Annotated in this window: 18 protein-coding genes; 9 read left to right on the top strand and 9 right to left on the bottom strand. The window is 40.8% G+C overall.

Features of this window, described 5'->3' with window-relative positions; all coding sequences use genetic code 11:
* Window positions 1–36: 36 nt before the first annotated feature.
* Window positions 37–1548 carry a sulfatase family protein gene (locus tag BABA_RS23325; RefSeq protein WP_007087729.1) on the bottom strand — a complete coding sequence of 504 codons (1512 nt, stop codon included), beginning with the start codon at window positions 1546–1548 and terminating at the stop codon, window positions 37–39.
* A 128-nt stretch (window positions 1549–1676) separates the two neighbouring features.
* Here BABA_RS23325 and BABA_RS23320 point away from each other — a divergent pair, with 128 nt between their 5' ends.
* A complete protein-coding gene (locus BABA_RS23320; RefSeq protein WP_007087728.1) occupies window positions 1677–2513 on the top strand; it encodes an AraC family transcriptional regulator in 837 nt (278 codons plus the stop codon).
* 123 nt (window positions 2514–2636) lie between these two features.
* On the opposite strand, the gene BABA_RS23315 is transcribed toward BABA_RS23320, so the two are convergent.
* A complete protein-coding gene (locus BABA_RS23315; RefSeq protein ID WP_007087727.1) occupies window positions 2637–3527 on the bottom strand; it encodes a LysR family transcriptional regulator in 891 nt (296 codons plus the stop codon).
* 225 nt (window positions 3528–3752) lie between these two features.
* On the opposite strand from BABA_RS23315, the gene BABA_RS23310 reads away from it, so the two are divergent.
* A complete protein-coding gene (locus tag BABA_RS23310; RefSeq protein ID WP_007087726.1) occupies window positions 3753–4556 on the top strand; it encodes a sulfite exporter TauE/SafE family protein in 804 nt (267 codons plus the stop codon).
* Window positions 4557–4608: 52 nt separating this feature from the next.
* Here the strand turns inward: BABA_RS23310 and BABA_RS23305 are convergent, their stop codons facing one another.
* Window positions 4609–5172 (bottom strand): CBO0543 family protein, encoded by a 564-nt coding sequence (locus tag BABA_RS23305; RefSeq protein ID WP_007087725.1) that lies wholly within the window; start codon window positions 5170–5172, stop codon window positions 4609–4611.
* A 439-nt stretch (window positions 5173–5611) separates the two neighbouring features.
* Here BABA_RS23305 and BABA_RS23300 point away from each other — a divergent pair, with 439 nt between their 5' ends.
* Both BABA_RS23300 and BABA_RS23295 read left to right on the top strand, forming a co-directional pair.
* The gene (locus tag BABA_RS23300; protein ID WP_007087724.1) at window positions 5612–7828 is read left to right on the top strand and encodes a glycerophosphodiester phosphodiesterase family protein; all 2217 of its coding nucleotides are present in this window, start codon (window positions 5612–5614) and stop codon (window positions 7826–7828) included.
* A gap of 148 nt (window positions 7829–7976) precedes the next feature.
* On the top strand, window positions 7977–9746 hold the full coding sequence (locus BABA_RS23295) for a PhoX family protein (protein ID WP_007087723.1): 1770 nt from the start codon (window positions 7977–7979) through the stop codon (window positions 9744–9746).
* Between the two features lie 89 nt (window positions 9747–9835).
* Here the strand turns inward: BABA_RS23295 and manA are convergent, their stop codons facing one another.
* The 4 genes from manA to BABA_RS23275 form a co-directional block, all read right to left on the bottom strand.
* A complete protein-coding gene (gene manA / locus BABA_RS23290; protein ID WP_007087722.1) occupies window positions 9836–10780 on the bottom strand; it encodes a mannose-6-phosphate isomerase, class I in 945 nt (314 codons plus the stop codon).
* An 18-nt stretch (window positions 10781–10798) separates the two neighbouring features.
* Entirely contained in the window at window positions 10799–11326 is a 528-nt protein-coding gene (locus tag BABA_RS23285) for an NUDIX domain-containing protein (protein WP_007087721.1), read from the bottom strand.
* A gap of 31 nt (window positions 11327–11357) precedes the next feature.
* Window positions 11358–12215 carry an ROK family protein gene (locus tag BABA_RS23280; protein ID WP_007087720.1) on the bottom strand — a complete coding sequence of 286 codons (858 nt, stop codon included), beginning with the start codon at window positions 12213–12215 and terminating at the stop codon, window positions 11358–11360.
* Window positions 12216–12776: 561 nt separating this feature from the next.
* The gene (locus BABA_RS23275) at window positions 12777–13832 is read right to left on the bottom strand and encodes a PrsW family glutamic-type intramembrane protease (protein WP_040347363.1); all 1056 of its coding nucleotides are present in this window, start codon (window positions 13830–13832) and stop codon (window positions 12777–12779) included.
* 336 nt (window positions 13833–14168) lie between these two features.
* On the opposite strand from BABA_RS23275, the gene BABA_RS23270 reads away from it, so the two are divergent.
* From BABA_RS23270 to BABA_RS23255, 4 genes are all read left to right on the top strand, one after another.
* Complete coding sequence (locus BABA_RS23270) at window positions 14169–14780, top strand: TetR/AcrR family transcriptional regulator (RefSeq protein WP_007087716.1); 612 nt, start codon at window positions 14169–14171, stop codon at window positions 14778–14780.
* 134 nt (window positions 14781–14914) lie between these two features.
* Complete coding sequence (locus BABA_RS23265) at window positions 14915–16282, top strand: phenylacetate--CoA ligase family protein (protein ID WP_007087715.1); 1368 nt, start codon at window positions 14915–14917, stop codon at window positions 16280–16282.
* Window positions 16283–16321: 39 nt separating this feature from the next.
* Window positions 16322–17107, top strand: coding sequence for an enoyl-CoA hydratase/isomerase family protein (locus tag BABA_RS23260; protein WP_007087714.1), 786 nt, complete (start codon window positions 16322–16324; stop codon window positions 17105–17107).
* A gap of 108 nt (window positions 17108–17215) precedes the next feature.
* Window positions 17216–18766, top strand: a complete 1551-nt coding sequence (locus tag BABA_RS23255) for a class I adenylate-forming enzyme family protein (RefSeq protein WP_007087713.1) — start codon at window positions 17216–17218, stop codon at window positions 18764–18766.
* Between the two features lie 81 nt (window positions 18767–18847).
* On the opposite strand, the gene BABA_RS27435 is transcribed toward BABA_RS23255, so the two are convergent.
* Window positions 18848–18985, bottom strand: coding sequence for a hypothetical protein (locus BABA_RS27435; RefSeq protein ID WP_157273250.1), 138 nt, complete (start codon window positions 18983–18985; stop codon window positions 18848–18850).
* A gap of 246 nt (window positions 18986–19231) precedes the next feature.
* On the opposite strand from BABA_RS27435, the gene BABA_RS23250 reads away from it, so the two are divergent.
* Entirely contained in the window at window positions 19232–20590 is a 1359-nt protein-coding gene (locus tag BABA_RS23250) for an MFS transporter (protein WP_007087712.1), read from the top strand.
* Window positions 20591–20788: 198 nt separating this feature from the next.
* On the opposite strand, the gene BABA_RS23245 is transcribed toward BABA_RS23250, so the two are convergent.
* Window positions 20789–22147, bottom strand: a complete 1359-nt coding sequence (locus tag BABA_RS23245) for an amidase (RefSeq protein WP_007087711.1) — start codon at window positions 22145–22147, stop codon at window positions 20789–20791.
* Window positions 22148–22233: the final 86 nt, after the last annotated feature.

Raw genomic sequence — 22233 nt, 5'->3', positions numbered from 1 at the left:
AATATAGTATTACAAACATTCGGAATTTTTTGATTATCAAGCGAAGCTTTGTCTAGGAGGATAAAGGTTTTCCAATTCTCCATATACTTCGGTTAGTTTTATAAACATCTTGAGTTTAATAGCTTCATACTCTTTCTGGTTAAATAAGTTGGTAAATTCATTTGGGTCATTCTCAAGGTCATATAATTCCCCTTCATCCCTGCCAAGATAATAATTCAGCTTATACTGATCCATGACAAGGGTTTTCACGTAAAAGGTCGGTTCTGCCCGATTTTCAACCAAACACCAGTCACGTAATGAACGCTCAGGAGATGTAAAGGTTTCAAATTGACTAATTCCCTGCATATGCTCTTGCTTTTTCACTCCGCAAATATCTAGGATAGTTGGAGCTATGTCTACTAAACTTAATAATGATTGGGTTCGCTTTCCTGCAGGTATTGTACCTGTCCATTGCGCAATAAAAGGCACTCTCACAATATCCTCATAATGGATCGGCCCCTTTAGCCAAAGTCCGTGGTTTCCGGCATAATCACCGTGATCAGATGTAAACACAATGAGCGTATTTTCTTTAATCCCCAGTTGTTCTACCTTATCCAAAATTCGTCCAACATGATGGTCGATCAAACTAATCATCCCGTAATAAGAAGCAAGCCACTTCTTTGCACGTTCTTCCCCAATGTTATAGGTCGTTTTGCCTAAGCATTGAATTCCCCCCGTATCATGCCCGGGATCTGATGTGACATTTACATTCAATTCTTTCAGTCGATCTTCAATCAAGTATTGATGGATCAGGGGCTTATCCTTCATTTCCCCTTCACGCATGTTAAAGGGCGGCATATTATTAGGGTCATACAAACTATTCCAAGGCTCCGGACATAAGAAAGCATTATGAGGATCCTGGAAGCTGCACCATGCGAAAAATGGTTCCTGGTTAGCGTTCTTGTCGATAAACTCCATCGTCCGATCTGCCGTCCACCTAGTATAATGATATTCTTCCGGCAAATCCCACGAGCCTTCCCTGTGTCCGCCGCCAGGTCCAAAATAATCTTTCGGATTGATTCTCTGCTCTTCCAGCCACGCTCCATAATGCATGCCGTGGGAGGAATCCTCATCAGAATGTCCATGGACCATCTCGACGTGTTCGAACCCATAATAAGGCCCCATGAAGTTTTTCCAAAACTCCCGATTATGAATATGCGGCGGAGCTTCAAAACTACCTTCTTTTAGGACTGGTTTAAAATGAGCCTTTCCAAATAATCCTGTTGCATAGCCCTCATCCTTCATATATTGACCAATCGTAGGACGATCCTCACTCAACTCCACACCAATATTCCAGCAGCCATGCCGCGATGGATATTCACCCGTAATAATCGTGGATCGGCTTGGCGAACATACCGGACTAGCTACATATGCCCGTTCAAACGACACTCCGCTTTCAACCAATCGATCTAAATTAGGCGTACTAATGTGGGAGTTTCCCAAAGCGCTGATGGTATTCCAATGCTGCTGATCTGTTGTAATAAAAACGATATTTGGCTTTTTGTTCACCCTACCAAAACTCCCTCTTCTAAATTTTTTTAATTAATATGAATATATCCGCAATTCTAGAGTTATTTGATGTTATAATGTTACAAGTTTACTTGTCATTTTGTTACATAAAGAAAGGAGATTGGGAAATGCAGGAGTTTACACACGAATATGCGTATCATTGGTTCCATACCCCCACTCCTATTGAAAAAGCAGGTGGACTGTGGCCCATCCGTGCAGGAAAAAATCTAGCCAAGCCTCACTATAAAATAGGACCGCGGATGATACCCTACTTTAGTATCCATTTCGTTTTAGAAGGAGAAGGCGTATTTACGTTTGAGCAGACTAACATTCCCATCACACCGGGTGATTTCTTTTGCATATTCCCCAATCAAACTCATACCTATAAAACCTTGGAGGACAATCCATTACAAATGGTGTGGATTGCATTTGATGGAAAACAGTCAAAGTCCATTCTTCAAAACATGGGAGTGACACCTTTCTCTCCGGTAGCTACAAAGGTCATTGATGAAGAAGTGAGGAAATTGCTTGTGGATTTTGTATCGATTACGAGTGAGATAACGGATCTAACCCGTTTAAGCAAAATGTATGAACTGTTCTCGAAGCTCATCGAAAATTCAAAAGTAAACAACCAGCCAGATCCAAATGACGGAAGCTGGCTTAGGAAAAGCATAGAATTTATGGAAACGCATTATGGAGAAGGAATTACCGTGGAAGATGTGGCGAAATATGTGGGATTACACCGATCCTATTTAACGAGTCAATTTTCCCGCGAACTTGGGCTTAGCCCGAAGAAGTTTATTATTGCTTGTAAAATGAAGCAAGCTGCAAAAATGATGGAAGAAAAGCGATTTAATATTACAGAAATCGCCTTCACATTAGGATACTCTGACCTTTATTCCTTTTCAAAAGCATTTAAAAATTATTTCGGAGTCTCTCCAAAGAATTATATTGTAAATGAATAAATACCATCCCATTACCCGATTGGGATTTCTATCATAACCATAGGTTGTCAGTTTCTATAATAGAATTGTAAACAATTATATCGTTATGCACACGAGGGAATGGCTAGCTAAACCGTTCCCGTTTCACTCTTCATTGCGGCGGATAAAATCAATAAAATGCCTTAAGCCCGTTTTTTGAAAGCGATGAACTTTTTGCACCATCCACAAATCCCTAGTTAAATGGAAATCTGCTATTTTTATCTCACACAAAGTACCATATTTTAATTCCTTTACTACCGTAAGTTTTGGAAGAAGGCTTACGCCGAGATCTGCTTCCACAGCACTTTTAATCGATTGCATACTTCCAAGCTCCATTGCGCTCTCAATCTGATCAAGGATCCCCTTTTCTTTGAGCGCCTCTTCTACTATTAGACGTGTACCTGAATCTGACTCTCTCCAAATCATTTTCTCTTCAGGGAGCTCCGTAATTTGAATCTTTTCTCGGTCTTTCCATTGATGATGAAAAGGGGCGACTAAAATCAACTCATCTTCAGCAAACTTTTCTACGATAAAGTTCTCCTTTTTTACAGCACCTTCAACCAACGCAACATCAATATCATTATTATCTAACTTAGATAAAATGGTAGGGGTATTACCGATCGTTAAACTAAATTTTATGTCCGGATAACGCTTACTAAAACCTCCAAGTAAACCCGGTAATAAATACTCACCTATTGTTAGGCTTGCCCCCACACGAAGGATCGTATCCTGGGTACCCCTTAACTCATCAATGGCCTCAATGGATCTTTTCATGTATTCGATTATTTCTTTTGCAAAGGGATAGAGGGTCTTTCCCGCTTCAGAAAGGATTAACTTTCCATCTACCCGCTCAAATAATAACATCCCATACACTTCTTCTAACTGATGAATTTGTCTCGTAACGGCTGGCTGTGAGACAAATCGTAAGCGGGCCGCCTTACTAATACTTCCTTCATCCACCACGGAGCAAAACATTTTTAAACTCTCAATATTCATTTCTACTTATCCACCCCCATTCTTTATAAATGGCTATAGATCCATCTTAGCGTAACTAAACAAAATTTTATCATTTATTTTAAAAGAACGGCTTTTCTTTTTACAATTAATAAACCCACCCGAAATTGTTGGTATTACAATTGCTTATAGCCTATAAAATAATTCAACTATACACCGCCTTCATCCTCTGTTAGTTTTAATATATCGAGGTTAGGGGGGACACTCATGGAAATAACAACAGGTTTACTGCTTTTAGCGGTTGGTGTTATTGCGGGCGGTTACGGAACAATTGTTGGAGCCGGTGGAGGATTTATTTTTGTACCAGCACTTCTCCTGTTATTTCATATGGAACCTGCCATTGCTGCTGGATCCGGCATTGTCATCATTTTAATTAACTCCTTATCAGGAGTATTTGGATATGCTAAGCAAAAAAGGATTAATTATCGAACAGGAATCCTTCTTGGGACAGGTGCTTTCCCAGGTTCCTTACTTGGCGTTTATCTGCTTCAACTTTATTCATCCAGTTACTTCTATGTAGTTTTTGCAAGTTTACTTGTTGCACTCGGCGTTTTTTTATTTGCAAAAAACTCACCTTTTGCCATTCGAAAAGTTAGCAGAGAAGGCAGTACCTTGTCGGAAGATGGAACTGGGCCATCCACCACTGAAAATCCACGGCTAAAGGGAACATGGCTGCTACCGCTCGGTTTCCTCATGGGCGTATTATCAAGTTATCTCGGGATTGGCGGAGGCTGGCTCCTTGTCCCAATTTTAATCTATATATTTAAGGTTTCCACACATTATGCAACAGCCACTTCCATTTTTTCACTCACGCTATATTCAACAGTTGGAGTCATTTCACAGATGTTTTATAGTAACATCGATTGGATGACAGTCATATGGGGAGGCGCGGGTGTCATCATAGGATCCCAGATTGGTGTTTTAGTAGCCCAGCGAATTCCCGGAAAAATAATTATTCAAATGCTTTCCGTCCTATTAATGGTAATTGGGTTCCGTATGTATTTTACCTAGGAAAAAATGAAGCAGGGGACGGTTCCGCAAACCGTCCCCTGTATTATCTCTTCTAAAAATCAGATATCGCTTGAAATCCTTTGATCTTCGTAAACCAAAAAGCTACGTAGAATAAAAATATATATATACAAAAGTCATAAATGGATAACCAATTTTTTGGGTCATAAAAATGAATGAAGACAAAAAACTTCATCCCTCCGAAAGCGGAAATTGCCGCAAATATAGCTCCCTTTACAAGTGAATTCGCCTTAGGCTTAATTTGGATTGCAAACATAACGGCAACCGGGACTAGCGATAGATGATATGGAAGCAAGAAAATGGGGCCAACAGGGATAAATTTTACCGGATAGCTCCATAATCCTGATGAAACGGCTATAAGGTCAATAATTAATGATAAAATAATGGTTATCAACCCTCCAAGAAGTAACCTTCCTGTGATTTCTTTTTTTCTAAGGAGAAGCCAAATAATCCACGGAACAATAAATAATCCAATCCCGAACCACCATTGCCATGTAAAAAGAAAGTGATTAACAACTGCTTCAGACATGATCTTGTTTGCTTCGATAAAAAGTTGTGTGCCTTCTTTAGATTGTTCAATACCTTCACTAAATGCCATGCTAGCCCACCTCTAATAACATATGAATACCTTTATATACCTTTTAGATTATTTTTCATTCCTATAGGTAATTATTTGCAATAAGTATCCTTTTTATTAGTCTTTTTCAAATAAATATTTTACCCTTTGGTTATCCAAAATAGTTGAAAACATCTAGCATTCTTTTTACTAAAGGACCCTAAATTGAAATTGGTTATGATCTTTATTTATTGTGTTCAAGTTTAATTTTACACAAAATAACTAAATACCCATGTGACAAATTTAGTAATAATTTAGAAAGCTTCGTAATACCCTAATTCGATTGGTGACAGCCCACTATATGAAGAAAGACCTGTTTTTGTCCAATTTACAGATTATTCACACTCTATTAACCTCTGCTCAACATTACTCCTATACTTTTAAATAGAACTACATAAAACGTATAGGGGATGATTGAAAAATGAAAAAGGGTTTCATTGTTGGTCTTGCTTGCCTGTCATTATCCGTCACAACAGCTGCACCATATGCCGTTTTAGCGAAACCGATTGAAATGGCAGCAACCGATAATGGACAATCGACATTGCGGCCGCTTACCTCCGATGTAGCGGTGATTGCTCATCGAGGTGCCTCTGCATACGGCCCGGAGCATACACTTGCCGCCTATAAACAAGCTATGACCATGAAGGCAGATTATGTCGAATTCGATTTACAAATGACGAAGGATGGTCAATTGATCGCCATGCATGATGAAACGTTGGCGCGAACCACCAATGCCAAGGAACTTTATCCAGACCGAGCACCATGGCGGGTAAAGGATTTTACGATTGAAGAAATCAAACGCCTCGACGCAGGATCATGGTTTAATAAAGCTTATCCAGATCAGGCGAAACAAGCGTACATCGGGCAGAAGGTGCCCACACTAGAGGAAGCCATTGAATTCGTCCAGAAGCATGGAAATGGCAAATCCGGCCTTTACATGGAAACAAAAGCTCCAAGTGTTTACCCGGGAATGGAAGAGAAAGTAATTGAAATCTTGAAAAAGACCCATGCCTTAGAGGATGAAAAACTATTCCTTGAATCATTCAGCGAGGAGAGTCTTCGTAAGGTACATAATCTTGCCCCTAATGTAAAACTAATTCAGCTTTATACAGCAGCTATGCTGAAAGGTAAAGATGTATCTCAGGAAATGAAGCGAGTTTCTGATTATGCAGCAGGAGTTGGCCCGAGCAAAGAACTAGTGGTTCCAAAGTTGATGGAAGCCGCACATCAGAACAAGCTTCTCGTTCACCCTTGGACCGTCAATTCTCTGGACGATATGGCAGCACTAACCTCCCTTGGCGTTGATGGGCAATTCACCAACTACCCTGATCAGTTTGAGAATCTCCTGGACAAGCCGTTTATTTCACATGGGGTTGCAAGCGGTGATGTGACCGATTCCTCCGCCATCTTATGGACCAGAACCACCGAAAAAGCAAACGTGCAATTTGAAATTTCATCAGACAGTAGTTTTAAACACGATACCAGGGTCAAAACAGCACCTGCAGATGCGAAAAACGATTTTACCGTAAAGGTGGAAGCTAACGGATTAAAGCCTGATACGACCTATTACTACCGAGCCCATGCGGTTTCAAGCAAGTATACCGTAAATGGTTCATTTAAAACGGCACCAGAAGAAAACAGCTTAAAGCCATTGACAATGGTCTGGGGCGGCGATACGGGGGGCCATGGAGAGATTCCGCCATATAAATCGTTCGAAGCGATGTCCGCATTAAATCCAGACTTCTTCCTATTCAGCGGGGACACCATTTATGCTGATAGCCCAACCCCGGCTGTGCCGAATCCTCCTTCGCAAATGGTAGAGGATTTCTGGGCGAAGTATAAAGAAACCCGGACTGATGCAGGTTTCCGGAGCCTCCTGCAAAAAACAGGAACATTCGCCATTTGGGATGACCATGAAGTAACCAATGACTTCTCAGGCCCTTCCCAGCCGCTGACTCCAACTGGATTACATGCGTTTAAAAACTACTGGCCGATCTCAAGTGAACGCAGTGAAGCAGACAAGCTGTATCAAAAGTATGCTTGGGGCAATACGATGGATATGATAATCCTAAATAACCGGGGCTACCGCTCTCCAAACACCCAAGCAGATGGGCCGGATAAAACCATGCTTGGAAATGAACAAGTAGAATGGCTAAAGCAGCAGCTTCTAGAGTCGGATGCAAAAGTGAAGCTTGTAGCGTCTTCTGTGCCGATCTCCGTTCCAACGGGAAAAGCCATGGCTAGGGATGGATGGGCAAATGGCGATAATGTAAACCCAAATGATCCAACAGGATTTGAGAACGAGTTCAAGGAAATCTCTGATTTTATCATCGAAAAAGGGATCAAAAATGTTTTCTTCGTCACGACCGATGTTCATTTTGCCGAGGTGATCAAATATGATGCCAATCATGACGGAAAAACGGATTATAACGAATTGATCAGCGGACCGATTGGAGCGGTAAAAATTAATCCAGGGACACTGGATCCAACCTTCGGCCCTGAGCAATTATATGCAGAAGGCAATTTCTTTAACTTCGGCGTGTTCCGAGTCGATCCTAAAGCGAAGCAAGCGATTGTAGAAATTAAGGATGAAAACGGCAAAGTTCATTTTAGCCATACTTTCCAGCTTGAAGATTGAGAAGGCAATCCTACAGGAACCTGTACCTAGGTCTCATTTCCTAAAAATCTTTAATCTACTTTTACATTACTAGAATACTTACTTAATATTCTGTCTCTATCATGAAGGTAGTATGAAAAACGATCAAACAATTGGGAGGTACTATTCAATGAATAAGAGTAAAGTAATCGTTCCATTATTAAGTGCAGCCATTCTATTCCCTTCGGTTGTAAATGTCCACGCTGCCCCTTTGAAGCCAGTGCCGGTAAAATCGGTAGAATTTGTCGGAATGGATGTTCCTACAACAGCTGCAGAACGTTCCACTATGTATAGTAAAGCATCAGCCATCGTTACATTAAAGGATGGTTCGAAAAAGACTGTACCGTTGGAATATACATCATTAGCCCGCCCCGGCGAAGTCATTAACGGTAAAGTTGTCGGTGCAGCCTATGATGTGAATGGAAAGATCATCAAGGATAAAGATGGAAAGCCATTTGTTTCTACAGCGCCAGACGCCAATTCACTTTTTAGCGTCAACGGAAAAAGCGGAAAATTATATATGGTCAATCACTTCGAAAGTATTCCGGAAAAAGGGTACGGAAACATGCCGAAACCATTGTATTTAAATACAGTCGTACAAGATAAGAAAACGGGTGAAATGAAAATCACCGACATCGAACCGATTGATTTTTCAGCAGATGGCGGCGTATGGACCCCTTGTGCGGGTGTCTTATCTCCATGGAATACTCATTTAGGCAGTGAAGAATATGAGCCAGATGCTCGTGCATTTGAAGCAAATCCAGCCACTTCCAGTGTAACAGCATTTGCAAAGAATTATTATCAAGACCCTAATGCAGTTGGAAATCCATACCTTTATGGACATACTACAGAAGTAAAGATCCATCCAAATGGGAAAGCAAATGCTGTTAAACACTATAGCATGGGACGACTATCCTTTGAAAATGTGACCGTAGCACCAGATAATCGGACGGCTTACTTTGGTGATGACGGCAGCTACACGATGTCTTTCATGTATGTAGCAGACAAAGCAAACGATTTATCTGCCGGTACCTTGTATGCAGCAAAATGGAACCAAACAAGCGACCAAAATGGCGGAGCGGCTGACATCGAATGGATTAAATTGGGACATGCCACAGATGCAGAAGTCAAAGAATTAGCCCAAAGCACGAAATTCAGCGATATTTTTGAAACGACAACGGATGCGGCCTATGGCCAAGCAAATGGGTTTAAAGAAATTAAAACAAATTCCAATGGTGGCGGCAAAACTGAATGGCTAAAAGTGAAACCAGGGATGGAGAAAGCTGCGGCGTTCTTAGAATCCCGCCGTTATGGCGCTCTTATGGGAGCTACTTCCGAGTTCAATAAAATGGAAACTCTCACGCTTAACAAGGCCGACAATAAAGTCTATATGACCATGTCCTATGTTGAAAAAGGGATGACGAAAAATGCTAGTGATCCTGTGGATGATATTCAATTATCAAAAATAAGTTCTGGTGCCATTTATGAAATGAATTTAGCAAAGGGACAAAAAGATCGCGATGGCAAAAAAATTAATAGTGATTATGTCGTAAAGGATATGTCCGCATTGCTAACAGGTGAAGACCTTCCTGCTCCTGATAAGGATGGGAACAAATCGAACCTTGAAAAAATCGCTAACCCTGATAATATTGCTTTCTCTGAAAAATATAGAACGTTATTCATCGCTGAAGACAGCGACAGACATGTCAATAATGTTGGATGGGCTTATAACGTAGATACAAAGAAACTCTCCCGGATTATTTCGGCTCCAAATGGAGGGGAAGTCACTGGAGTTCAAGCAATCGATGATTTAAATGGGAAATCCTACTTAATGGTTGGTTCGCAAAATCCTGGCAACATTGGTTATATTGATTTATCTTCTCTTGATTCAACTAAATAATGTTCAGGACCGCTGGAATTCCATCCAGCGGTCCTTTTTTGAATTCGCCAGCAGAAACACAAGTGACGAAAGAGGCATGAAAAAATGCACTACGTATGCGACACAATCAATTCGCATTCCCCGTCCAATTCAAACTCGCCAAATCCGACTGGAATAATGAGATGTGTCCCTTTCTTTAACTCATACCGCTCGCCATCATGAAGTAGTGCCCCGTCTCCCTTAATCACACTTAACAGCAAATACTTTTCATGCGCAGGAAACGATGCCTTTCCGTGAAGATTCCATTTAAAAACTGAGAAGAACTCGGACTCCACGAAAGTCGTAATCGTCAACCCAGCCCGTTCGTCCACCCGCGGCGAACTTACAGCATCTTGATGCGGCACAGTGGTGACCTCAATCGCCTTTTCTAAATGCAAATCCCGTAGATTTCCCTCTGCATCCCTGCGGTCATAATCATACACCCGATAAGTAGTGTCAGAGCTTTGCTGTGTTTCCAACACGAGCGTGCCTTCACATAAAGCGTGAATCGTACCGCTTGGAACATAGAAAAAGTCGCCCGGCTTAATCTTCACGCGGCGCAGCAGCTCGTCCCATTTTCCTTCATTCATTTGCGCAACGAATTCTTCCTTCGAACGCGCATTATGGCCGAAAATCATATCGGCATCTTCTTTACAATCAATAATATACCAGCATTCTGTTTTCCCAAGCTCACCGTTTTCATGAACCTTTGCATAAGCATCGTCAGGATGAACCTGAACTGATAAATCCATATTCGCATCTAAAATCTTCGTTAGCAGCGGAAATACCTCTCCACCAGGATTCCCAAATAATTCTGGATACTCCTTCCATAGCCCATCCAACGTCATACCCGCATATGAGCCATTTTCAATCATCGAAGGGCCATTTGGATGAGCAGAAATCGCCCAGCACTCTCCTGTATTTACGGTTGGAATATCGTATCCAAACTGTTCCTTTAAAGCGGTGCCGCCCCAAATTCTTTCTTTAAAAACCGGTTTTAAAAATAACGGTTGCACTAGTATACCCTCCACAATCTAATCCGTCATAAACTTATAGCGTAAAACAGCGGCAAGTCCTGCACCATGCTTGAATTCTCCGCTGGCAATCATGTCCTTCAATTCTTCCATGGTAATGGTATGTAATTCAATTTGTTCACTATCTTCTAACTTTTGCTCAGTTGGCGACAAGCCTGCTGCCGCAAACAAAAATATTTCCTCCGTCGTTGAGCCAGGTGAAGGATAAAAACTTCCCAATTCAAGCCAATGCTCTGCAACATAGCCCGTCTCTTCCTCCAGCTCTTTTTTTGCAATTTCAATTGGAGAAATACCTTCAGAATCAATCATTCCAGCAGGTAGTTCCCATTGCCAACTGTTAAGCGCATGACGATATTGTTTTAAACAAACAACTTCATGATTTTGCGTAATGGGTAGAACGCAAACTCCCTTAGAAAAATCTAAATAGGAAAATGTCTTTTCCTTGTCATTGGGAAGAACGACCCGATCAATGGTGATCCCAAAACGATCCACCTTTGTTTTAATAGAATTAGAAATTCTCCAAGTCATCTTTCGATCACCTCACTAAAAAATTTTCCTACTATGTATTCGCTATGTTGGCAAGCATTAACGCCCCAACAACTCCAGCATCATCCCCCAAACCAGGGCCAACAATATACGATGAAAGCTCCGGCAGGGTAACATACCCGTGAATAAGTTTAGGCAAATAATGATAAATGGCTGTAAATACTTGTGGTTGGTGCATCACTCCGCCACCCAGAATAATCCTTTTCGGCGAAAGAATCAAGATATAGTGCATGAGTGCTTGTGCTAGATAAAATCCTTCCATATCCCAAACCTCAGGACGATTGACAAGATGCATGCCTTTTTCTCCCCAGCGGGCTTCAATCGCAGGCCCCGCAGCGAGTCCTTCCAAACAATCATGATGATAAGGGCACTTTCCCTCATATTTATCATCCGGGTGACGCCTTACAAGGATATGCCCCATTTCCGGATGGGAAAGTCCTTGAAGCAGCTTTCCTTGTACAAAAGCACCCGCTCCAATTCCAGTTCCAACTGTAATATACAAACAACTATCCAAACCTTTTGCTGCTCCAAGAGATGCCTCTCCCAATGCAGCTGCATTGACATCCGTATTAAACCCAATAGGAACACCAAACAATTCTTTCAATGTCTGGACAAACGGATAGTCCCTCCACCCCTGTTTAGGGGTTGATGTAATCGAACCGTAAGTTGGGCTTTCCTGGTTCACATCAATCGGTCCAAATGAACCAATCCCAATCGCCTCTACATCATATTTTTTAAAAAATTCAACCACCCTTGGCATTGTTTCCTCAGGTACAGTAGTCGGGATCTGAATTCGTTCCTGAATCGTTCCTTTGGCATCCCCTACAGCACAAACAAATTTTGTACCCCCAGCTTCGATTGCTCCTAACATGCAGAAACCTCCTGTCATTTCAAGTAAACAAACCCTATACCTGATTTTAACGCAATTACCTATAAATGTAACGACCGGTTTTCAATACTGGCACGCTGCTGACGGAGAGAAAGCTAAGAAACATGTCGATAAGCTTTTATTTAATCACGACAAATTTCTCCTTTTTTCTTTTCTATTATTTGCTACTATTATATTACCGTTACGTACGAGACACTAAATTCAAACCTGTAAAAGGAAAAACGAAGCAAAGGAACCTTCCCTTACTTCGGATTGTAAGCGATTACATCTATGATTATTGACAATCAATTGAAAAACACAACATTGATAATACGGCAACTATCAAACTCAGTGGGAGTGGATTTCATGGCAAAGGAAGGAAATCTTTTTGTTGGATTGCTTTGGGGTACATCACTTAGTATCCCCCTATGGGTTGCGTTTTTTGGTTGGATCAAACTCATCACACATTTCCTTATACATTAAAACGCCCAGGACTTCGCCGGGGCGTTTTCTCATTGTTTTTAATAAGGATCATGTCCGCAAGCAGCACTGTCCCCATGTTTTTTAAACCATCAACTTTTTTGCACCTATCTCCTTTAGACCAGCACGAATCAGCAGAAAGACGACGATCCATGAGGCAACCATCAAGAAGATCTGTCCAAAGGGAAACATTCCGGTTATCGGGGTATCCCATAGAGCATGCATCAGCACGACTAAGAGAAAGACGCGTAAAAATTTAATTTTGACCAGCATATTCAGTCTAAATGGATCGTCCCCTTGTACCCGGCAAAAGGCTGCGCCAGTAAGAGCCGCCCAGGCAACATGCCCGCCAGGAGCCAAAAGCCCGCGCCATAGAATGGTGATATAAAGATTTTGGGCATCCCCGGACATAAGCGACCGTAGGGCATATCCCGCCGTTTCAAATGCAGCAAAACCTGCGCCAACGGCTGCCCCAATAAGCAGTCCATTTAGAATATACCTATATTTCCGGTATCGGACAAAACTAATGACCGTTATCGCTTTGGCCAGCTCCTCGGTAATGCCAATCGTAATCGGATTGATATTATTCTTTAAAATATCAAAAAATACAAGTGCAACTAACATGGAGAGAATCCCGCCGATGAACCCGACAAAAATAACGCGGTAAAAGGCAATATTTTGCGGAGCATTCATCTCCCAGAAGAAAATTAACGTGGTCAATGGAACCGCAGATGCCCCAATCATGAGGAGCCCCGGGATAAAGTTTATATTTCGAAAATAGTCGACGCCTATGTAAAATCCCGCGAAAGCAAGAAGCGAAATGACGAATACCCTTGCAAACAGCCAAGGCTTTGGCCATGTATCCGTTACCTCCGTAATTTTCGGAGTCGTAAGGGCCGTTCCTACGATAAAAAGCCGTTCCGCTTCCAGTTCACTATGATCCCGAAAAACACGCGAAAATACGTTTTGAAACTTTGGTTCAATTGATCGTTCCACTCTCGGAACCATATCAACATAATGGGCAAACTCATAAAAAAAGCTGTTTTCATCTTGCGTTTTATTCTTAGCAAACATTTCGCCGCAGCTTAAGCAGAATTTGACTCCATCCGGATTTGAGTAAACACATTGCGGGCATTCCAAATACCTTCACCCCACTTGATGTAATGGATTGGCATTTCGATCATTCGTCCGAAGTTTGAAGCGGAAACCCGCTTCACGCATTCCTCCAAAATGAACAGCAATCTAAAAAAAGTATGCCCTACAATTGGTAATATATTTATAAGTCCCGCTACCATTAGCAGCGGGACCTCCCCCTTATTGTTTCAATTGAAGCAATAGAACCGTCCTCTGCTTCCCCTTAGGTGAAAAAATAGTGTTGACACTTGTAGGTCTCTTTTGTAATATTTGAATTGTCAGAAAGTTAGTTATGAATAACTAACTTAACAAATCCTACCGGAAAAAATGGGTGGTTTTAAAATGCTGAAGCCAAAACGATTGCCTGCGGAAAAGAGAAAGAGAGTTATTATTAGGGCTGCGATAGAAGTATTTTCGGAATCTAATTATCGTGTGGCCAAAATATCGGATATTGCCGCTAGAGCAGGTGTGACCGATCCGATGATTTATAAATTTTTTTCCTCCAAAAGTATTCTTTTTCAAGAAATCCTTAAAAAAACAAGCAGTAAGACCCTGCAGGATTTCTTAGAACAAGATTTTTTTTATATGGAAAAGATCACATGTAAAGAACATTTCAGATTAGCAATTGAAAAAAGCCTTTTTTCTTACTTTTCAAGTATGGAAAAATATCGGAAGGAATTAAAAATCTACTTCCAAGCGATTTCGGAGGTGGATGAACCGGATATAGAAAAGGTATTAAAAGATTCTTATCAAAACTATGCTTCTTTATATGAATCTATTTTGCAAAAGGGAGCAGAGGCAAACATCATCCAGTTAGAGATGAGTGCAAAGGCTATCGCATGGGATATTATTGGCTTCATGATTCATCAAAGTACGTTGTTCTTAATGGGTTTTTATGTAGAAGAGGATACAAAGAAGCTTCTTAACCAACGAGTATCCATGTGGATTCCATAATAATTGAATGTATTTTCATGTAAGGAGGTGGTCATGTCAGTTAGCCAAACTGTAACTCTACCGCTCATTCATTCTATTATAAATATTTGCAAACGCCTACATAATGCATAAAGATGATCAGGAGGATTCCGGAAATGAGAAAAATTCGTTATGTGACGAACCAACTAAATACCATGAGTCACGATGAAATTATACAATACCGTGAAACAAAGTTACTTAACCAAGTTAAGTACAGTTACAGAAATTCTGAATTTTATCAAAAAAAATTCAAAGAGATTGGCGTACAGCCTCAAGAAATTCGGTCAATTGATGATTTTCGTAAGTTGCCGATTTTGATGGATAAGGAACAGGAAAGACAAAGTCAAGCAGAATCGATGGAGAGATTTGGTCACCCATTTGGTATGCATTTATGTTGTTCCCCTGATGATGTCGTCATGACAGCTACCACCAGCGGAACAACCGGTATCCCTACGTTTACGTATACTCTTGCCCAACATGATTTAAATAATATCTCTTCTGCGGTTTCTTATATGATGGAATACGGCAGAGTGAGCCCTGGTGACCGGTTATTATTTAATCATGCTTTAGGAATTTATGCGACATCTGCCGTGCTCCCAGGTATTAGAAAAGCAGGCGTTTTACCCATTGATGTAGATGTAAGGGCAGGGACGGCTGCCATTTTACAATATGCAAAATTGACCAAACCCACTGCTGCGATGATGACGCCGTCTTTAGCGGAGCATTTAATCCAAAAAAGCCCCGAAATTTCAGGAACAGAGGTGAGAGATTTACAATTATCTGCCCTTTTCACTGTAGGTGAAATTGCGATTGGGATACCGGAAGTAAAGCAAAAAATCGAAGATGCATACAATTGTCGAGTTTATGACTGGATAGGACCGCTTGCGGGGACATTAGCATTTTCTTGTGATTCTGATGAGTATCATGGCATGCACTGTGTTACACCTGATTTTGACTTGTATCCTTATGATTTAGTAGATCCAGAGACAAAAAAACCGATTGACATAGTGGATGGAGTTATTGGTGAAGCTGTATATAGTTCATTGGATAAAAAGGCAGTTCCAATGCTGCGTATGGGCTCGGGAGATATTGTTCAAGTCCTAACCAAAGAATGTCCAGGCTGCGGTTTCAAAGGCTTAAGGGTGAAAGTGATTGGACGTTCCGATGACATGCTAATCGTGAAAGGAGTCAATGTATATCCTGCAGCCATAAAGAAAGTGATCAATACCTTTATTCCAGAAGTGACGGGAGAAATTAGGATTGTTTTAGAACAGGCGCCTCCAAGAGTGGAACCGCCATTAAAAGTAAAAGTGGAATATGGGTACGGTGTAGATTCTGGAAGACTACCCTATTTAGAGGAAATAATAAAACGGGCATTAAGCCAAGAGGTGAGAGTCAATCCGGAAATAATTTGGTGCTCGCCTGGAACATTAGAAAAATCTCTCGCTAAGACCCCTGTATTTGAAAAGAATTACCACGCGTAGGGTTTTCTGAAAATTAAGATTTATAGGAGGCTGGTTACTTTGGCAAATTATCAAACGTTAGATCTCAAACAGGACAATGATGTTTTAGAGGTTACATTAAACCATAAAAACGGCACCAATCCTGTTAGTAACACCATGCTCAAGGAATTAATTCAACTCGCTGATTGGCTTCGGGAATCAAAGGAAATCAAATATGTGATTTTTTCCAACTCAGGCAGGTTTTTTTCCGTCGGTGCTGACCTAGTTGAGGCCGCTGATAATTTTAATCCGGCTGAAGCTCAATCTGAGAATATTAGAAGGATGCAAATCGTCGGCCAGGAGATGATGCGGAAATTAGAAACTCTTGAACAAATCACCTTTGCAGCTATCCAGGGTTCCGCATATGGAGCTGGTGTTGCGATTGCGATGACCACGGATTTTCGGTTCATGACAGAATCCTCTGTCTTTAACTTACCAGAGACAAACGTTGGGTTATTTCTAACATGGGGTTGTACACCAAGACTAGTAAAATCTGTTGGGGCTGTAAAAGCGAAGGAACTCATTATGCTATGTGAGGATGTATCAGCAAAGGAGTGCTTGCAATTAGGGTTAATCAATAAAGTGGTCTCAGAAGAAAAAATGATGGAAGAGGTCTATCAAACCATCGAGAAACTTCGTCGTAAAGGGTCCCTCTCGATTCGGTTAACGAAAAAACTAGTCAATGCTTCCGTAGCACCAAATTTTGGCGATATCTTTATCAATGAAACGGAATTGGTTGAAAGAGTAGCGTTATCAGGAGAGCCTGCTGCTAGAATGAATGAATTTTTAAAGAGCAAAGGTAAATAGTTTTTTTTCATAGAGGGAAAAACCCTAGATTTTTGGCTCATTGTTCTTACCGCTCTCAGGCCGTGCCAATGAGCCAATTCATTTTAAAAAAATAAGGAGGGTTTAATGATGAAACAGTATTTTTCACAGATGGTGGAAAAGCATGCGAAGGAGATTCCTACTAAAAAAGCCTATCAATTTATGGATCTTTCGGTAACTTGGAAAGAATATCATGATGATATTAATAGAATGACAAATTCCTTTATCAAATTAGGATTGAAGAAGGGAGATAAAGTCGCAACCGTTTTACCGCAATCCCCCGCCTTTATGAACGTATTCATGGCCGCGGCAAATATGGGGTTAATTCTAGTTCCTTTAGATCCCCGGTTTACCTCATCTGAAATGGCTAACCTTTGTAACAGAACCAATCCAAAATTGTTAGTCAGCCTGGCCAACCAGGAATCGATTGTCAATACGGTCGAAAATTTATTAAAACTCGTGGATATCCCACACGTGTATTCCTATCAGGGCAACTTTCCTAATAGGCAGGCAAAACCCTATGAGACATTATTAGATTCTTCCTCTGAGGAAATTTCTAAGGAGCGGCATCCATCTTTAGATGATCCGTTGATTATTATTTTTACCAGTGGATCTACAGGTGTACCAAAAGGGGCACTTATTTCACATCGAAATACGTTCGCAATGGCAGAAAAAACAGTACAAACGTGGAAGTTCACGGATGATGACAAGATATTAATCAATCTTCCTACCAGTCATGTTGGAGGAACACACGATATGCTTGCGGTTCAGCTGTATGTGGGTATGACGGGTGTTTTATCCCCATCCTTTAATCCGAGTGAAACACTGCGTTATATCAGTAAATATCAAATTACTTTTATGGGCGGAGTTCCAACGATGTTCCGTCTCATTTTTCAACAATGCACGATCGCCGACTATGATGTAAACTCGCTGAGATTGGTTTTTCTCGGAGGAGAACCGTCGTCACCACAATTAATTCATAGAATCAAAAATAGTTTTCCGAATGCCAGCGTAGTCGCCAGCTGGGGTATGACGGAAACCTCAGGATATTTTACCTTTAGCGGAATCGAGGATGAAGTGAATCTTGTTGCGCAAACGGAAGGAAAGCCTGGCCCTGAAAACCTGATGAAAGTGATGCGGCCGGATGGTACGAGAGCCGATACGAATGAAGTAGGAGAATTATATGTAAGAGGAGACAGTGTCATTTCCAGTTATTTAGACAAAGAACATAATCTAGATGCTTTTGTTGATGGGTGGTTAAAAACGGGTGATTTAGGTTATCTGGATGAAAACCATTATCTGCATTTTGTTGGCCGGCAAAAAGAAATGTTTATTAGCGGTGGGTATAATGTCTATCCATTAGAAGTAGAATCATATCTCAATTCCTACCCAGGTATCAATGCTTCTTGTTTAATTGAAGTGGCAGATGACATCTGGGGTGAGGTTGGCGTGGCATTTATCGTTCCGGAAGATGGTGCAGCACTGAATGTTGAAGAGATAGTAAATCATTGCAGACAAGGTCTAGCTAATTATAAAATCCCTAAAAAGTTCTTCATCCGAACAAATTTGCCGAAAACTTTAGTAGGTAAAATCGCTAAGCAGGAAATAAGGAAAAGTCTTGAAACTTTTATGGTGCCTTAGTATTTAAGGGATCCACAGGGGCGGTTCTCATGGCTTTTCTCATTGTGAAAAAGCCACTAGAACCGCCCCCTGGTAACCCTGCTACGCGGGAAAATGAAACAAAGAACCGTCCCCTACTTCCTCCTCTTTCGTGACGCCATCCTTTAAATCGATTGAAAAACGGATATGTTCCTCGTTGACAATCGTTTGCGTATTCCTAATATCCTTTTCATTTTTCAAAATTTCTTCTACTTTAACAATACGGAAAAGATGTTAACCCGTTAACAGTTGTATTACCAATTTGGAATTATAATGAAGGAGAAATACTACTCTTCTGTGACATTGCTTTACTAATCATGAAAGGAGGATATTAAGAGAAAGGTTTATGATAATTATGTAAGCGGATTCAACATTACGACATCTAGGTCAAGATAACGCAAAAGATGAATGATAAGAATAAAGGGTATGATCAAAGGAGATGTTTTAATGAGCCAAACTTCACATGCTAAAGATGGATATTCGAAAAGCCCTACAGATTTTAATAATGGACTTACAAATGAAAATAAAGCAATTCCCGGCATTACCTTCCTTGTGGTAATGTTGTGTTGGTTTGGCATGTTTGCAGAAGGTTATGACTTGGCAATCTATGGTGCTGTCCTTCCGACATTAATGGACGATCCAGTATGGTCCTTATCTGCGGCGGTGGCAGGTTCTATCGGAAGCTATGCCCTCATTGGAATGTTAATAGGAGCTGTGTCTGTAGGGACTATTACTGACATTTTGGGGCGAAAAAAGATTATGATCATTTGTCTATCGCTATTTTCTGTCATGATGGCTCTATCGGCAATGGCACCCTCTCCTGAATTATTCGGATTATTCCGTTTTATTGGAGGGCTTGGATGTGGTGGGATCATTCCAACAGCATCTGCTTTAACCATTGAATATTCCCCTCTTAAACGCAGGTCTCTGATGTATGCGATGATGTATACAGGGTACGCATTTGGCGGTGTTTTCTCAGCCTTAGTCTCCATGTTTTTCCTTGGTGAATATGGCTGGAGATTAATGTTTTTTGTTGGTGCAGCACCGATTCTTGCTGTTCCTTTCATGATTAAATTTTTGCCGGAGTCCCTTGATTTTCTTGTAGCGAAGGGCAGGTACTCGGAGGCAACGCGGATTGCGAATCGCTATCATATTTCCATTGAATCGATAAAGGAAAGTCAATTGAATAAAAAGCAGGAAACGCAAAGAAAAACGAACAGGGTGGCAACACTTTTTTCGAGACAGAATATTCGGGCAACCTTATTTTTCTGGGTTACCTTCTTTCTCGGCTTATTTATGATTTATGGATTGACCACATGGCTGCCTAAATTGATGAGGGAAGCCGGTTATCCACTTGGTTCAAGTCTCGGACTTTTGTTAATGCTCAATCTTTCAGCCATAGCGGGATCTCTTTTAGCGGGTGTCGCAGCAGATCGGTGGGGTTCAAAAAAAGTCATCAGTATTTCCTATTTAGTGGCGGGTATTTCCATTGCATTATTAAGCATAAAGTCATCGATGATCATTGTTTATTGCCTTGTTGGATTCGCCGGTTTTGGGACGATTGGTACAACCTTAATCCTAAATGCGTATATTTCCAAATACTTTGATGCCGAAAACCGGGGTACAGCTTTAGGATGGGCACTTGGGTTCGGCAGGATTGGAGCTATTTTAGCACCAATTCTGGTTGGATTATTTATGTCCTGGAATTTTAAACTCTCGACGAACTTTTATGTCTTTGCTTTTGCGGGGATCATGGCTGCGTTATCGATTTTATTTATACCGAAAAATAGAAACGGAGAAATTTAGAGTTTGATAGGGCTGACCTATAAGTAAATGTTTATTTATAGGACTCAGCCCTTTTAATAGAAAACGGTAGAGTACAAGTTTTGTGGGATGGTTAGGAAGAAATTGGAATACACAGTGAAATGTTCCGACAAAGTTTTTTCCTAAAATGCTAAAATCCGGCGCCATTTGAAATGGCCCGGACAAAATGGTTTAATCTCATTATTTTTGTTTCTCATAAACATAACCAAATTGATATAATAGTGCTTCTTCCATATGCCTTCCAATCAATTGGAAACCAATCGGAAGTCCATTATTTGAAAAACCACAAGGTACAGAAAGACTTGGGTTACCAGTATAATTCGTTGGAGAGGTCAATCCTAAAAGGGCCTGTCTAACAGGAACAAGTTTTCCTCCAAACAATACCTCCCTTTGATTAATATCGGTTGGCAGTATTGGGAGAGTCGGAGTAACTAAAATATCGACTTCCTCAAAAACTTGATTATACAGGCTTGTTAAAGTGTTTCTTTTTTGCTGTGCGGCAACGTACTCAGCAGAATGAATTGTCTTACTTGTTCGTATACGTTCATATACCTCAGGGTCATAGTCTGAACCGTGATCTCTTAAATTTTTTTCATGGACAGCATTGGCCTCTGCTTGAATCGTAATGACTTGTGCTCCAGCAATCTCTTCTATACCTTGAATTTCTATCTCTTCTATAATTGCACCTTGCTCTTGATATACATTTATGACCTCGTTTATTGCTTTCGATACTTCTTTATCAATGTTTCTGAAATAGAAGGAAGGAAGACCGATTACTTTCCCGGAAATGCTCTTTCCTATTAGACGGGTATAGTCTTCTTTTGATTGATTAATAGAGTAAGGATCCTTTTCATCAAATCCAGCCAATATATTTAATAGAACTGCATTTTCCTTTACTGTTTTCGTCATAGGGCCTGCATGATCTAGTGAATTTGCGGTGGGGTATATGCCATACTTACTGATTACACCATAGGTGGGCTTCATTCCTACAATTCCACAGGCAGAAGAGGGAATTCTAATGGAACCTCCCGTATCTGTTCCTAATGCAGCGTTAACCATGTCTGCAGCTATTGCTGCTGCTGAACCACTACTTGAGCCGCCAGTAATTTTATCTGGGTTATGAGGGTTTCGGCAAGGCCCCCAAAAAGACCTATCTCCTGTTGGGCCATACGCAAATTCATGTGAATGAGTTTTGCCGATAATAATAGCACCAGCATCTTTTAATTTTTGTACGACCGTTGCATCATAATCAGGAACAAAGTTTTCATATAATTTTGATCCCATTGTTGTTCGAATTCCTTGTGTAAATATGACGTCCTTTATAGCAATGGGAATTCCATGAAACGGTCCTTTTACTTTCCCCTTGCTGATCTCCTCTTCTGCAAGAGCTGCGGCAGCTAAAGCTTCTTCTTCACAAATCGTAATAAATGCATTGTAAATAGAATTTTTATTCTTAATTTTATTTAAAGATTCTTCGACAATTTCTTTAGGCGATATTTTTTTATCTGCCAATGATTCAGATAATGATAAAAGATCCATAGATACCTCCATGTTAGAAAAGCGCAAGCGCCCTGGTCAGCGGCGTATGGCCTGGAGCACTCCAACTGAGATAAAGGAAACACGAA

The sequence above is a fragment of the Neobacillus bataviensis LMG 21833 genome (assembly GCF_000307875.1).
In the GTDB taxonomy this organism is placed as follows: Bacteria; Bacillota; Bacilli; order Bacillales; family Cytobacillaceae; genus Neobacillus; species Neobacillus bataviensis.
The sequence above is the reverse complement of the archived record's forward strand: the minus strand, read 5'-3'. Positions and strand labels throughout refer to the sequence as shown.